Source organism: Catenovulum agarivorans YM01 (genome assembly GCF_000281085.1).
Classification (GTDB): Bacteria; Pseudomonadota; Gammaproteobacteria; order Enterobacterales; family Alteromonadaceae; genus Catenovulum; species Catenovulum agarivorans.
Genome location: NZ_JH767528.1, coordinates 22701 through 37490 on the forward strand (window position 1 = coordinate 22701; position 14790 = coordinate 37490).

Here is a 14790-nt window from a genome sequence, read left to right on the forward strand (position 1 = left end):
TTTATTAGCTTAAAGTTTAATTAACACTGCATCGGCAATTTTGCTGCGTTGGTTTGTTTGTGCTTTTAAACTAAAACTCCATTCGGCGGCTTGGTCACTTATATGTCGATATTCGCCTTTTTCATCTTTATCCCAGGTAGTTACATAAATGCGACTAGCTTGCCATTGTTCAACATCCAAAAACTCGCCGCGATAGGTTAGCGTAATGGTTTTTGCTTGTTTATCTACTTGAATGTCTGGCGCGTAACTAAACTTTTCACCATCTTGCTCTGCTGATGCTCCTGTATTGGTAAAAATATAATTGCCCCAACCAAATAAGCTATTGGCTAAATCCCAATTTAATCCGGCTGGCATAGTCGCATTTAATTTAGGCAGCGAGGTAGCGCCTGTTTTATTAGCTAAATCGATAAACACAGTTAAGGCCAAGTGATCCATACCATTGGGTGGCGCCCAATCAGTCGAGATATCACACATGGTGAGTGTTAGTTGTAAGTTTTTACCTGCGTATTTAGCGCTGGCCGATTGAATATCCAGATAACAGGCATTTTGTTGATAACCGGCTAATTGGTATTGATTGGCTAACCCTTTGTCATCCCCAGTTGGATCTTGTTGGGTGATTTGTTTGCCTTGTTGATAACTAACCTTATATAACTGCTTTTCGCTGCTGATATTCAATTCTGGTGAATATATTTCAATAGAATGTGGGTAACTGCCTAAATCATTCACTGGTAGGTCAACTTGCCAAGCTCCATTTTTATCTGCGGTAAATGCTTTGGCATTGCTTAAACGGCCGTCTATTACTCGCAACAATTTTGCATTCGCTTGGCTCACTTGACCACTGATGCTAGCTTGGTTTTGATTTATAAACTCTTTGGCAATTTTGTTGCTTGTTATCCAATTTTTCTGCTTGTTTTGTTTAATCTGTTTATTCGCGCTCGCGCCTTTTTCTGCGTAAAAAACAGCGACCGAGCGCGCTGGTAATACTCCGGTAAAACCTTGTGTATTAGTTAAAGCTTCGGCTTTGGTTAAATTTAAACTAAACAGCAGTTTTGCCTGTTTTTGTGGGTTTAACGAGGTATTGATTTGGCTGAGTAATACTGGCTCATTGGCGGTATTCATTAATACATAAGCCGATTGACCTTGATAACTTTGTTGGTAAGCAAATACACCTGCACCAAATTCACTATCAGCTAATATGTTCAACTTGCCATGGGTAAATACTTTCGACTGTTTACGTAATTTTGCCAAAGTTTGAATGTGTTTATACATTTCTGAGTTGGGATTAAACTGGCTGACTTCTGAGCCATAGCCACCAGCAAACATAGTTTGGCGTGCCAATATATGCGCTTGTTCATCACCTTGATAAATAACTGGAATACCCGGTGTGGTAAACAATAAAACATAGGCCTGTTTAAAGCCGTCGATATTGCCTGCTTGTAAAAAACGTACCACGTCATGGTTGTCGATAAAATTAACTAACTTACCCGTGTCGGCATAAACTTTTTGCGCGAGCTCTAAACGGTAACTGAGTTGTGCGGTTGGTTTACCGCCAGCAAAAATATTTTCAATTTCTTTGTAGAGTGGAAAATTGATTGGCGCGTCGATCCGTTTTGTTGTGTCGTCGCTGAGGTATTTTTTGATTGTTTGTTCACCATCATCTTGGTACGGCAATGATGTGTTAAATATTTCACCAAAGGTAAAAAAATCATCGCGCCCTGTGGTTTTGGCAATGGCTCTTACCCCGTCATCAGCGTGAATAAAATCGTTGTAAAAATCGGCTTCAACGTATTTGGCTGTGTCTATTCTAAAAGCATCAACACCTGCTTTAGTTATCCAGTCACCATAACTTTGTTTTAGTGCGTGACGCACATGTGGGTTCTGGGTATTTAAGTCATCTAAATCGGCAGACTGATAATGTTTAACTTGGTAAGGGTCGTTTACTGAGCTAATAGCCGGTGTCCAATGGTAAATGTTTTGCTTAAATTCACTACCGAGTAATGCATTATTCAAATTAAACGGGAACTGTTCAGGTTTAGCCGTAGGAATAGATTGGTGATTAAGCACAAAGTTTTGTTGTGGGTTATTTGGGTTGTATTCACCTTGATAAGTAAAGAAATTGCCTGTGTGATTAACCACAATATCTTGAATTAAGTACATGCCACGTTTGTGCAAACTGCGTGACAAATTTTGGTAATCGGTCAAAGTACCATAATGTTCGTCTACTTTATCAAAGTCTCGCGCCCAATAACCGTGATAACCCCAATATTGCGCAATTGGGTCGTACCATTGGTTGGCAACATGTGGGGTTGTCCACACGGCGGTTATGCCTAAGTTTTGTAAATAATCGAGTTGCTGAGTAATACCTTGAATATCACCACCGTTGTATTTACTTGCAGCCCCCGGTTGATAAACACCAACGCCTTGATCATTGTTTGTTGGGTTACCGTCGTTAAATCTGTCAATCATCAAAAAATAGATCACTTGTTCACGCCAGTCAGGTGAGGGCACATGCAATGGCCCAAGTTGTTCGTTGGCAAAACTGCTGCAAGTTAGAGTTAACAAACTTGTTATGCTTAAGGTTGTTAGTCTGTTTTTATTGATTAAGGGCATGGGTTAAATCCTAAAAAGTGTAACTCACTTTAAAAAATGCAGCTTTTTGCTGGGTGGTGAAACCTTGTAATACAGAGTCATCCAGCATATTGATTGAAAAACCAAAGTGCGCTGCGGTAAATGCATCAAATCGCCAGCTATGAATAAATTTAGCTGACACTGATTGATTGTGCTGTAGATAATTGAGCTCTTGTTGCTGAATATTTTGTTTGAGGTTGTTGTAAACCACCGACAGTTTGCTTTTATGGCTGTGGTTATATTGGTAGCTCACGCGTAAATCCGACAGGTTAACTAGGTATAAGTCGTTACTGCCAGAGTCCATATTTTCGTATGTGTGAGTGAGTTGAATGTTGAGGTGTTTGTTTACATTCCACTTCACAATGGGGTGAATTTGAAACTTGTCACCTTGGCTATTATTAAAATAGTCGACTGCATTGGCACGCAGCAAAAGTACGCTACTAAATACGCTAGGTGTTAGGTTCATTTCGCCATAAAAGAAAGCAAAATTGGTATTAAACATACCTTGGTCTAAATATCGACCAACTTTGTGTTGAATGCCTGCACCTGTGCTAATGCGCGATTGTTTAGGGCCTTTAAAGTTAAATTGAATTTCAACATTGTCTTCAATTGCTTGGTTATCGAGTGTGCTTTTCTTTTCGCCGCCCGCCCAAAATTCAAACTGGCTCCAAGCTGAATTTGCAAAATACTCAACGTAACCCGCACGTACTTTTTGGTATTTGCGATTAACACTGTTTACCTGGCCTAAGTCGGCACGAAAATCTTCTGCGACTTGTTGGTATTCTGCATTAAACCAAAAGTTGCGTTGATTATGGTTAAGCTTGATTTGCCAAGCTTCGCCAGTGCCGGGTGAGGTTTGCTCAAAAGCATCTGGATACTGAGTGTCAGACCAAACAAATTGCCCTTCAATTGTGGTGCTGTCGGTTAAGCTATATTTGCTGTCTAGCGCTACTACATGGTTATGGTAATCATCGCTTTGTCGTGAGGTTGCAAATGCACCTATACTAAAATCTTCGCTGCTATCAAAGCGATAACGAGCCGCGGCGTTAGTGCTTTTTTGTTGGTATTCAACAATGCTTGAACCTAAAGTGCCGGGTAGCTGAACCAAAGTTGATTCGTCGTTCGTTAACAGTGTGGCAAAACTATGTTGTTGGCTGCGGCTGACAAACTTAACCCCAGCTTCTGGTTTAGCAATATTACGTGTATGCAATAGGTTAAATAAGCTGCCGAATTGGTCGCTATTTTCAACAAAAAAGCGGCGTTTTTCATCAAAATACAAGGCGTATGTACTATTGATATCTAGCTGCGCACTGTCAGCTTCCACTTGTGAAAAATCTGGATTAATCGTCGCGGTTAACCGGCTGTTCGAGCTAATTTGCCAGTTTAAATCTGCGCCTATTTCTACTTGATTGTCCGATTGCCATTGCTCTGGGTCGAAGCGTTGGCGCTGTTTTTGGCTAATCGCTGAAAGAGTTGGGGTAAATAAAAATTGGCTGGCAGTGGTTGCTTGTTCAAAACCTCTGATACTTTGCATTTGGCACAATACACACTCTTGGTTTTTGTCTTTTTTAACATTGGATATTTGATAGTGAACGTTGCGCGGATATTTACGAATAAACTCTATTTGCCAGTTTTTCAGTTGCTTGCTGTCGGCAAAACTAAGCTGATCAAATGGGATTTTAAATTCAGCGCTATATCCTGATTCGGTTAGCTGGGTTTTTGCTTGCCAAATAGCATTCCAATCGTCAGCGGTTGATTTATCAAACTCGTTTTCTAATGAATCAATTTGCACTGAATCTGGGTTAACAAAAAACTGATAAGCAAATTTGGCATTGTTATAAGTGTCGAGTTTAAAACCAATTAAATCGTCATCCCAAACTAGATCTCTGTCTTTTAAATGCGAGCGAATTTGTGCTGGGTTAGGGTCATTGGCTTTAAAACCCACATATAAATAATGTGCATCATGAAATACATATGCTGTGGTTGTTACTGGCGCTTGCGTATTGTCGTACGGAAAAGTTACGTAATTTAGTTGAAACTCGGCGGCTTGTTGCCAAACACTCTCGTTTAATTGACCGTCTAATACTATTTGCTCAGACAAGTTTGGAATGCTGATTGTATTGGCAATAGCTGATGTACTAAACAGGCCTGCAGTTAAGATTAAAGTGATTGTTTTTATTAGTTTTTGATACATGAAAAATTAGTCTCTTACCGCTAAGGTTAATGCCATATCAAGGTTGTCTAGTGGCTGCTGATTTTTGTCTAAAGTGGTGAATTGGCCGAGCTCATTGAAGCCTGATTTTTGGTAAAAACGCACGGCTTGAGCGTTAGTTTTTTGTGTTCCGCCCATTAAAATTATCTGATCTGCACCTAACAATTGAGCTTGCTGAATAAGTGCAGGCATAACCGCACTGGCGATGTTTTTGCTTTGATAATCGTCCGCAATGCAAGGGGCAAATACTTTGCTGTTGGCGCTTAAGGTGAGTTGGTAATTTTGGTAGCGAGATGCATCTTGTGGATAAGACTCGGCTGAATAATTATCCAAAATCAGATAACCAATAATTTTATTTTGTTTGGCTGTGCAGATTACATATCGAGTTGCAATCAAAGTGCCGTCAGAGCATAAAGTATGTGCATACGCCGCAGTCATTGGATGCGGTGCATAACGGCTGCGCGTAACATCCGACAAGCTGGCAAAAAAATGCGCCAGCTCAACAGTATCCTGTTGGTTTAGTTGGCGTAAGACAAAACGTTCGCCTTGTTGATTGCTAATTATGGTTGCGTGCATAAGGTGTTTTCCAGTTTGGACATACAATTCTACTTTTATATGTTGCAACTATGTTATTGAATACGAATGCAGCCGCCCATCTTGTTAGTTATCTAATGCCTTTGAATTGGTATCATTCTTTCTACACAACAAAGTGGGAATGGTTAGATGCAAAATGGCGATATTATTCAGCTTGGTCAGCGCTGCGTAGAACATTATTTAGCGGACGATGAATTTGCAGCGTTAAAAAGCTGGCAAATTTATATGGGCGGTTTGTCAGTATTGGAAGGCGACTACCATGTAGCGCGCACTTTGCCACAACAGCATTTGGTTGTATTTACTGTGAAAGGCCGTGGGATATGGCATGCAGATTATCCCGAATTTGACTATATAAACACAGGTGACGCTTTGTTTATCCCAGCAGGTAGCCCGTTCAATTTTAAAGCTTGTTTGCATCAAGGCTGGCAAACAGTCTGGTTTATTTTACCCGCAGGTGGTTTTTGGCAATCATTCCCTCTGCAAATTAAGTTAATTCGCTCATCAACTGCAATTTACGACGATGTAGGCCTGCAATGCGTGAAAATTTTGCAAGGCATGTTGCAGGAGCGTTTTGCCGACGATGTGCTGTCGCAACAAATGCATCAAACTTATGCTCAGCAAATTTATATTTTATTAAAGCGTCAACTGCAGCAATTAGAAGAAGTGGTCGATTTAAACGTAAAACGTGTACAAGCTTTGTTTCGTCAGGTGGCGTTGCAACCTGAACAAAAGTGGACTGTAGAGCGCATGTGCCAGCAGTGTAACTATTCGCGCGCGCATTTATTTAGATTATGCCAGCAAACTTTTGCTTGTTCACCACTACAAAAAATTACCCAAATACGCATGCAAAAAGCTGGGTTGTTATTAAAAACCACCCAGCTATCAATTCAACAAATTGCTGATTTAGTTGGTTACGACAACCCGTTTAACTTTTCCACTCGCTTTAAACAATGGATGAAAGTATCACCGAGCCAGTATAGGGAATTGGTGGAGGGATAAATAAAAGGGGCAAAGCCCCTTCAATCGGTAATCAATGCTTAACCTTATCTCCAACAGCCAACCTAATGTTATTCAACTTACATTGGGTTATTTCATAAGCTTGTTGAGCTACTTGGTAGGCGTCTGGGTATTCGTTTGGTTCATCCACACCTGGTATCCAATATTTGCGCCGAGTTAGGCGCAGGCCATTATCAAAAGCGCCAACTGCGTTAAATATTTCTACCGCAAATGGGCCGTCGAATCTCTCTAATATTGGCGTGAATATGCCTTCCCAAGGTAACCAGCTATTTACTAGTTCACCTCTATCCGGTGGTGAGGCTTGGGCATAATGCAAACGGCCTTGGTCGGCTATATGTTTAATTTGCTGTTTATATAGTTCAGGGCCGTCACCGTCTAAGGTTTCTTGCGCACTGTCTAAAATAACACCAACAGTAGGGTCTTCAATTCCATTTAAAAATGATATGAGTTGTGCAAGTTTGTTTGGCCCTGGTGTTTCCCAATGGCTTATGGGTTCAATTGCTAGTTTCACCCCTTTGGTTTGCGCGTATTTTCCTAGTTCAACAAAACAAGCTTGGGCATTAGCGTATCTCAGCTCTAGCTCGTCTTGCAGTTTGTCACTCCAAACTGGCTGACCATTGGGAGCGCTAAATACATACCCGCCGTACGGAATTACCATAGGCCCCATCATTATTTCACCACCTAAAGCGGCGGTGATATCTATGCGGGATTTTAGGTATTCAATACCAGCTGCGCGTATTGCTGGGTTAGATGAGCTTGGATCACAATCAGGTGTTGCACCTACATTGGTTGCAACCTTGATGTTGGCAAAACCTGCATCATCCATGCGTTGTCGAAAGGCGATATAAGCGTTTAGTTCATCTGCATATGTTGGAAAAGCATATGCTGTGGTGTCTTCTCGCCCTGGATGAAACTCAAAACCTGTATAACCCATATCAACTAGCTTTTGAATGTGCACCATGGCTTGGTCTAAAAAGTTTTGGTCTTCAATCGAGAAGTTAGAGCCAAACATAAAAAAACTAAAATAGAGTTCAGTATGCTGTTGCATCTGTTGTTACTCCTATCCGTTGGAATTTATAAGCCAGTTATCTCTTTAAGGTATTTGCGTGCCATTTGCGCATACAATAAAGGCGTGGCTTTCGCTGGGTCTTGTTCGGCTTCTACCACTAACCAACCGGCATAATTTTTGTTGGCTAATGCTTCAAGAATTTCTTTAAAGTCTAAACAACCGTCTGGATCGCCCGGTACAGTAAACACCCCTTGTAAAATAGACTCTTTAAACGAAAGGTTGTTGGCTAAGCTGTAGTCCATTACATCTTGGCGAATATTTTTTAAATGCACATGTTTGATTCGGTCGCTATACGATTCGATAAAGTCTAAACAGTTGCCGCCAGCAAAATGTAGGTGGCCTGTGTCTAAACACATACATACGCAGTCTGGATCTGTCATTTCTGCCAATCGCGCAATTTCGTCTGTGGTCATAACACCTGTGCCCATATGGTGGTGGTAACACATTTTAATGCCTTGGCAGTTGGCTTTATGGCCGAGTTCATTTAGTCCATTGGCTAAACGCTTCCATTGGTCGTCATTAAATTTCGGTGCGTTTGGTACTAGTGCAATAGGTTGTTGGTGCGACGAACCACCCAATTCGGCAAGTACTAAGTCACCACTTTGCATTTCTTGTAAAAACTTAATCTCTTTTTCAAAGTTAGCTAGGGTTTCTTCGTACATATCGTTAATGGTGAAGTAGGTGCTTACCCAAGGCTCAGACATTTTTAAATCGCGCATGTCGAGTTCGCGTTTTAGTACTGCTGTGTCGGTTGGGTATTTATGTCCGCGGCTACAGCCAGCAAATCCTGCAAGTGCCATTTCACTGACAATTTGCCCAAATGGAATACCAATATCGATATCGGGAAAGTCATCATTTACCCAGCCTGTCGGCGTGATACCAAATTGAATTGTGCCGGTTGGAAACATAGTTTGTTTGTTCATGAGAAACTTCCTGTTTGTTGGGGGTTATTGATAATTTGCTTTAAACTGCCAAGCGTTATCGAAATTGATGTTCGGTGGTTGGCTCCAAGAGCCATAACCTGGGCCTTTGGCACCGGAAGGGTTGGCATCAATTGCGTGCCAGAGTAAACCTTCCATGTAGGAAGCTGAGCTGACAAAAAAGGTGATGTCGTTGTCACTTTTGCCATAAGCTTGGCGCCATGTGTTGGGTAATTGATACCAAGTACCTGTGTACCAGAGTTTGATGATGTTGCGTGCAACTGGCCCGAGTTTTAAATCGCCTAATATTTGTTTTCTCAAACCATCTAAAAACATTTGTTCGTTGATTGATATTTCATAAACCGAGCAATAAGTTGACAGCAAATTATCCACTAGTTGCTGGCCAACAATATCCACCAAAGTTTGGTAATAAGCGGCGACTTGACCAGTGCCATTGAGGGCAAATTCGTTAAAGTCGGTAAGCGCGCCGGATAATTCAATAAAGTGTTTAATATTTTGGGTTTGCTGTTCCATCAGACGGCCTCCGCTTCAGTTGTTTTGTGTTCTGTTTGTGGTTGTAGCGCGTAAAACATTTCAAACGTCGGCCCACCATTTTGGCTGGGGTCATTCGGAATGGGGTTACGAATGAGCTGGGTTGCATGTTCTTTTAATCTAAACATGTCACAGACAGCGCCAAGTAGAAGATCTTGCTGACCACGAAAAGCTTGGTTAACTAAAGCTAAAAATCCAAAGTAGCTGTAGTTAAATTTTTGTGCTGCTTGATATAACAATGATTCTTGGGGGAAATCTTTCATTTTAGGATTTTGTTTAACCGGATAAACCGCTTTGTAATCTACGGCAAACTTTTCGCCAGTTGGTTTACCGGGTTCATCTCCTAGTTGATAAAACTGGCCAAGTTTCAATTGTTCAAAACGGTAGTAATGGGCAATCTCTCCTTGTGGATCGAAGATTTGCTGGCAATGGCCCTCACCTTGGTCTTTGATTAAATCTAACGCTTGTATTGCCGAATCTTTATCTGTTACCACAATTACATTGCCGCCACCCGAATAATAATATTTGTTGGAAACTTGGAACTTAACATCACCAATAAATATGGTTTTACCTTGTTGCTGCGCTTGCTCTTCTAAATACTCTATGCCTTCGATAATGGCATCGTAAAAATCACCAATGCTATAAAAACTATAAGTGGCGGATTTAAGGGGCTTAACTGCTTTTAATTGAAATTTTTGGTGATTACTCCGAACAATACAGCCTTTTAATTCGGTGCAGCCACAATCGGGTGGTTGTTTCGAAGGACGTTCGATATTTAAAAATGTATCTAAGGTATCAGGCGAAAATTTATCAATTGAAACTTGAAAGTCTTTTTCGCCATCGGGCAAATAAGTTGGGAAGTCAGGCACAAAACCTTCAGCGGTTAAGTCTGGGTGTTTGCCTAAAGCATTCAGTACATTGGCTGATAAGGTCATGTGTAACATCTCTTCAACCAGTACTGCGCGAATAACCTGAGTTGCTTCAATATTGGTTTCTGGATGAATGCTATACAAGGCGGTTAAGTATGGTGGAATGGTTGCATGTTCTAATTGAATGGCCGCATCCAGCATTTGATACAAGTCGTCTATGTTATTGATGATACGATTATTCATGGCAGGCTTCCTTGGCAGTGTTGGTATTGCTTTCATTACCTAAATCAATTCGATAATGGCTCAACTTATTTATAATATCTTCAGTGGTTTTGAACACTAGCGCCGCCAGCGTTAGTGTGGTGTTAGAAGTGCCTATAGTTGGCATACTGCCAGAACCTATTAGATACAAATTGGCGTGATCCCAAGACTGCTGATTTTCATTAACTACAGAGTTTTCTGCGCTAGTGCCCATGATGTGAGTACCAGAAAAGTGGTTGCCACCTCTGAAGTAATAATCTTCACCTTGGTAATTAAAATAGCCATAATCGAGCGGTGAATAGTTTGAATGGTCTTCAGCCCCTAAGCGTTGATAAAAAACTTTCGAGGCTTGGCTACTAAAGGCAATTCCAGCTTTAGAATAGTCTGATACATTGTAATTAACGATTGGTCGCATATTGCCGAGTGCATCTTTGTACTGAGGGTCGACAGTTACTCGGTTGCTTTCGTCGGCTACCTGTTCAACCATAAAAGCGAACAACAATTGATTCGACACTCGGTTGATTACGCCTTGGCGTAAATCTCGGCCAAATTTGTTTTGTCCATCCACTAAATATTCAATATCTGAAAATGGTGAACCAGTCGCCCAGCCCCAACCGTCGTTATGAATATCCACACCAAAAGCCGCTTGTTTGCTGCGACTTTTACCGTGCCTAAAATCGGCAATGCCTGAAGTACATTTAGTGCCGCGCATAGTTCCGGCTGCTTCTGGTAATAAACCCCATGTAAGCAGGTAGGTATGATCCATTAAATTTTTACCGACTAAACCGCTGGAACTTGGTAACCCAGAAGCAAGCATTAAACGCGCGTTTTCAATCGCATTAGTAGCGAGAATAAATAATTTGCCACTAACTTTGCCTTCAGTGTATTCGGGGCTTTGAGTGGTTTTGTAATGTTTAAATTGTATATGTTCTATGCTGTTATCGGCTGGGTTAACCACAACTTTGCTGGCAACTGCTTGAGGGAGAAAGTCCATGCGGCCGGTTTGTGCAGCGTCAACCAAAGTTTTACGCGCATCGTATTTAGCTTGTACCGGGCAAATTGGGACACAATTGTTATTGCCTTGGCAACGACCGCCTTGTTCAACTTGATGGGCGCTCACGGCACCAACAGGTTTAAAACCATTGCCGTCGTTGTAATTTGGGTTTGGAATGCCATTACGACCTTGCGGAAAGGGGCGAACTTTAACTGTAAGGGTTTCACCAGACAGCTCAAATTCAGCACCATCAATACCTTTGGCTACAACTTGGTCTAGGTAAGATGGCGGCAAACCATACATAGGGTAAACATAATCTTGTTCGTACTTAATTCCATAAAAACCTTGCTCTTCGACGTTAGCTGAAACGCCTATTTCGCGCTCGGCCATTCGATAATAAGGCATCAAGTCGTCGTAACTAATCGGCCAATCTAAACCCACGCCATAGGTGCTTTTTATCGAAAAATCTTCCGGCAACATGCGCAAAATTTTTGCTTCCCAATGCATGGTGGTGCCGCCAGTTACACGTGTGTAAGTACTGTCTAATGCTAGTGGACCATTTTGTACCATGTAACCTTTAGCGTCAGTTTGGCCAGGTATTAATTTACTAATTGTGGTTGATCTTGGCATTGGGGCATTGGGGTTTTCTGGGTAAGGTGCGTTATTGTCTTTGGAGGCGTTGCTGTAATAATTACTCAGGTATTGTTTAAAGCCGCTATAAGTTAAATCTTTCGCTGGTGCTGCCTCTAACACCAATACGTTTAGCCCTTTGGCTGTGAGTTGTTTAGCTGCAATTGCGCCACTGATCCCCGAACCTATAATCACAGCGTGGTATTCACCATTAGCGGATTTTTCTATAGCTTGGTCTGGGGTGATTTGTTTAATCGTTCTGGTTGAATGCGTCATGAGAAAGCCTTTTAGTTATATGCCCAAGCAACTCAGGCATAGATTCCATTAACAAGCTTGTGAACGTTTTTTGTTCACCCTCAGTGTAGCAGCAAATTTTAAAAGCAAAGGTGAAATTGATGAATTTTACGAACAAAATTTTATTTTAATTTTTAAAGCTATCTAAATCAGGGGCTTAACATGAAATATTTTATTCAGTGGCAATGTGCGCCAGCAAAAGTCAAATCTGTGTATATACTTTCAATTGCGTTTCGGCGCACTTACAACGGATTGTTACTGCGAGGCACACGGCAGATTAACCGATAATTCTTGTCTGCCTGCTTACACCATGACATTCCGAGAACTTAATCTTAACTTGATGATTTATTCATCTCTCTTGGAAATATTATGTCTATACAAACCAACACTATGCTTAAGATGGAAACCGAGTATGCAAGCCCAATTGTGGCTCAATCTTTAGATCAATGGACTGTATCAGCCAGACAATTTGTTTTAGAAAAAATGATCGCCAATATTTCACCGGCCGACGGTGAGCGTGGGGCCGTTTTGGCTTCACCTTCGAGAAATAATCCAAATTATTATTACCATTGGGTGCGTGATGCCGCTCGGACTATGAGTGAAATCGCTAAGCTAAATGGCTTAGATAAAACTAATTTCAAAGACCAATATTACCAACTCATGGTCGATTACGTTGAGTTTTCAAAGATTAATCAGACTACACCAACGGTCAGTAATAGTTTGGGTGAACCTAAATTTTATGTAACAGGCCAAGCTTTTAGTGGCCCTTGGGGTCGTCCACAAAACGATAGCCCCGCACAAAGAGCGTTAACACTAACCCGTTGGGCAAACATACTTTTAGCCAATGGTGAGCAGCAATATGTGACTGGCATTCTATACGATGGTCAGGAACCTTCATTTAGTTTGATTAAAGCGGATTTAGATTTTGTCGCAAACCACTGGCAAGATAGCTGCTTTGATTTATGGGAAGAAGTTGACGGTAGCCATTTTTATACGCGGATGTTGCAGCGCACGGCTTTACGTGAAGGTGCTGATTTAGCGAGTTTGCTTAACGACCAAGGTGCAGCTGACTTTTATAATCAGCAAGCGGAATTAATTGAAAATGCTATGAGTGATTTTTGGAGTGAAAACAAAGGTTACTTTATGGCAACGCTGAACCGCGTGGGTGGTTTAGATTATAAATATTCAGATTTAGACGTAGCTGTAATGCTTGGTACTTTCCAAGCTATGTCAAAATCACATCCGTTTTTAAGTCCGAATGACGATAAAATTTTAGCGACGGCTTATGCGTTGCATCAAGCATTCGATCCTTTATATCCAATCAATGCAATTGAACAAACTGCAAGTGGTGAGCCGGTTGCTCCGGGTATCGGCCGATATCCAGAAGACAAATACACAGGCAGCGGGCCGTTAAGCCAAGGCAATCCATGGTTTTTATGTACGGCTTGTTTAAGTGGAACAAGTTATAAGGCGGCAGCTTTATTTGCTGCACAGAAATCTATTCAAATTACTCAATACAATGTTAATCAGCTTAACTTAGCGGTTGCGCTGATTGATACAAAATTAGTGTTGAATGTTGGGGATAGTTTTAGCAACAAAACCAAAGCGTTTAAAACAATTATTCAAGGGTTAAAAGCTTTAGGTGATGCTTATTTACGCCGAGTGCAAATTCATGCTGGTGAAGATGTATCGCTTTCAGAGCAATTTAGCCGTTACGACGGTTATATGACTAGCGCGGTTGATTTAACTTGGAGTTATGTGTCGGTTGCTATCAGCATTGATTTACGTAACGAACTCAATTTTTAGCTAATTGAATAAGGCATCTACCGATGCCTTTTTCTTATCTACAGCTATAGGTTTTCTAATCAAGCCACTCATTTATGGACGGAGAGTACCAATATGACGATTCCAATTACCAACCCATTTAAAATAGTTGTTAAACGCCAAGGTGACGTATGTATTCATACCTTTATTTCATCGTATGAAGGCAACAATATTGCCAATGCAACACATATTATTGAAAGTGCAAATACCTTAGTTGTAATCGACGGGCAGTTTTTACGTCCTTACGCGAAGAAGTTTCGTGAATATGCCGACAGTTTGAAAAAGCCAATTGATCGAGTTTATTTGTCACATCGTCATCCGGATCACTGGTTTGGTTTAGGTGATGCTTTTAGTGATGTTGATATTTATGCGCCAATCGAAACCATAGAATTTCTTAAACAACATGGCGAAGCATCGCGCGAAGATCATATTGCGAAAATAGGCGCTGATTTGGCCCCAACCCAAGTCGTTATTCCCGAGCATGTTGCTAAAGCGGGCATTGATGTAATAGACGGGGTTAAATATGTAGTTGAACGAGTGGTCGATACAGAAATTGACTATGCAATTACCCTGAAGCTGCCGGATTATGGTGTGTATATAGTGCAAGATTTAATTTATAGCGGCACGCACTTGTATGTAACTAAATATATTGATCATTGGGTTGCGATACTCGAAGACATGCTGAGCTCAGATTATGAGATTTTTTTACCTGGGCATGGTTTTCCAGCCGACAAAAAAGAAGTTACCGCCAATGTTAAGTATCTTACCGCGGCTAAGTTGGCAATAGATGATGGTTTAAGAGACGACGCCTATAAACAATTTATGTTGCAGCGTTTTCCTGAACGTGAATGCCCAGCGATTTTTGATATCTACATTCCGCGTTTGTTTGACGGCGCACCAGAATATTAATAGTGAGGGATTAAATT

11 protein-coding genes are annotated in these 14790 nt (G+C 41.1%); 3 read left to right on the forward strand and 8 right to left on the reverse strand.

Going from position 1 to position 14790, the window contains the following annotated elements; genetic code table 11:
* Window positions 1-9 precede the first annotated feature (9 nt).
* Genes WSC_RS22580 through WSC_RS0111365 form a run of 3 tightly spaced genes read right to left on the reverse strand, consistent with a single transcriptional unit; the run spans window position 10 to window position 5416 of the window.
* A complete protein-coding gene (locus WSC_RS22580) occupies window positions 10-2610 on the reverse strand; it encodes an alpha-amylase family glycosyl hydrolase (RefSeq protein WP_016956049.1) in 2601 nt (866 codons plus the stop codon).
* A 10-nt stretch (window positions 2611-2620) separates the two neighbouring features.
* Entirely contained in the window at window positions 2621-4822 is a 2202-nt protein-coding gene (locus WSC_RS24165) for a carbohydrate binding family 9 domain-containing protein (RefSeq protein WP_016956050.1), read from the reverse strand.
* Between the two features lie 6 nt (window positions 4823-4828).
* Window positions 4829-5416: a GNAT family N-acetyltransferase gene (locus tag WSC_RS0111365; RefSeq protein ID WP_016956051.1), complete on the reverse strand. Its 588-nt coding sequence runs from the start codon at window positions 5414-5416 to the stop codon at window positions 4829-4831.
* Window positions 5417-5563: 147 nt separating this feature from the next.
* On the opposite strand from WSC_RS0111365, the gene WSC_RS0111370 reads away from it, so the two are divergent.
* Window positions 5564-6433 (forward strand): AraC family transcriptional regulator, encoded by an 870-nt coding sequence (locus WSC_RS0111370; RefSeq protein WP_016956052.1) that lies wholly within the window; start codon window positions 5564-5566, stop codon window positions 6431-6433.
* Window positions 6434-6464: 31 nt separating this feature from the next.
* On the opposite strand, the gene WSC_RS0111375 is transcribed toward WSC_RS0111370, so the two are convergent.
* The 5 genes from WSC_RS0111375 to WSC_RS0111395 are packed head-to-tail and all read right to left on the reverse strand — an operon-like array spanning window position 6465 to window position 12022.
* Window positions 6465-7499 carry a sugar phosphate isomerase/epimerase family protein gene (locus tag WSC_RS0111375; protein ID WP_016956053.1) on the reverse strand — a complete coding sequence of 345 codons (1035 nt, stop codon included), beginning with the start codon at window positions 7497-7499 and terminating at the stop codon, window positions 6465-6467.
* A gap of 26 nt (window positions 7500-7525) precedes the next feature.
* A complete protein-coding gene (gene iolE, locus WSC_RS0111380) occupies window positions 7526-8443 on the reverse strand; it encodes a myo-inosose-2 dehydratase (RefSeq protein ID WP_016956054.1) in 918 nt (305 codons plus the stop codon).
* A gap of 24 nt (window positions 8444-8467) precedes the next feature.
* Window positions 8468-8974 (reverse strand): hypothetical protein, encoded by a 507-nt coding sequence (locus WSC_RS0111385; RefSeq protein ID WP_016956055.1) that lies wholly within the window; start codon window positions 8972-8974, stop codon window positions 8468-8470.
* Complete coding sequence (locus tag WSC_RS22590; protein ID WP_016956056.1) at window positions 8974-10104, reverse strand: ferritin-like domain-containing protein; 1131 nt, start codon at window positions 10102-10104, stop codon at window positions 8974-8976. The genes WSC_RS0111385 and WSC_RS22590 overlap by 1 nt, the downstream gene beginning before the upstream one ends.
* Window positions 10097-12022 (reverse strand): GMC family oxidoreductase, encoded by a 1926-nt coding sequence (locus WSC_RS0111395; RefSeq protein WP_016956057.1) that lies wholly within the window; start codon window positions 12020-12022, stop codon window positions 10097-10099. Before WSC_RS0111395 ends, WSC_RS22590 begins: the two co-directional genes overlap by 8 nt.
* Window positions 12023-12409: 387 nt before the next feature.
* Here WSC_RS0111395 and WSC_RS22595 point away from each other — a divergent pair, with 387 nt between their 5' ends.
* Entirely contained in the window at window positions 12410-13846 is a 1437-nt protein-coding gene (locus WSC_RS22595) for a glycoside hydrolase family 15 protein (protein WP_016956059.1), read from the forward strand.
* A 93-nt stretch (window positions 13847-13939) separates the two neighbouring features.
* On the forward strand, window positions 13940-14773 hold the full coding sequence (locus WSC_RS0111410; RefSeq protein ID WP_016956060.1) for an MBL fold metallo-hydrolase: 834 nt from the start codon (window positions 13940-13942) through the stop codon (window positions 14771-14773).
* Window positions 14774-14790: the final 17 nt, after the last annotated feature.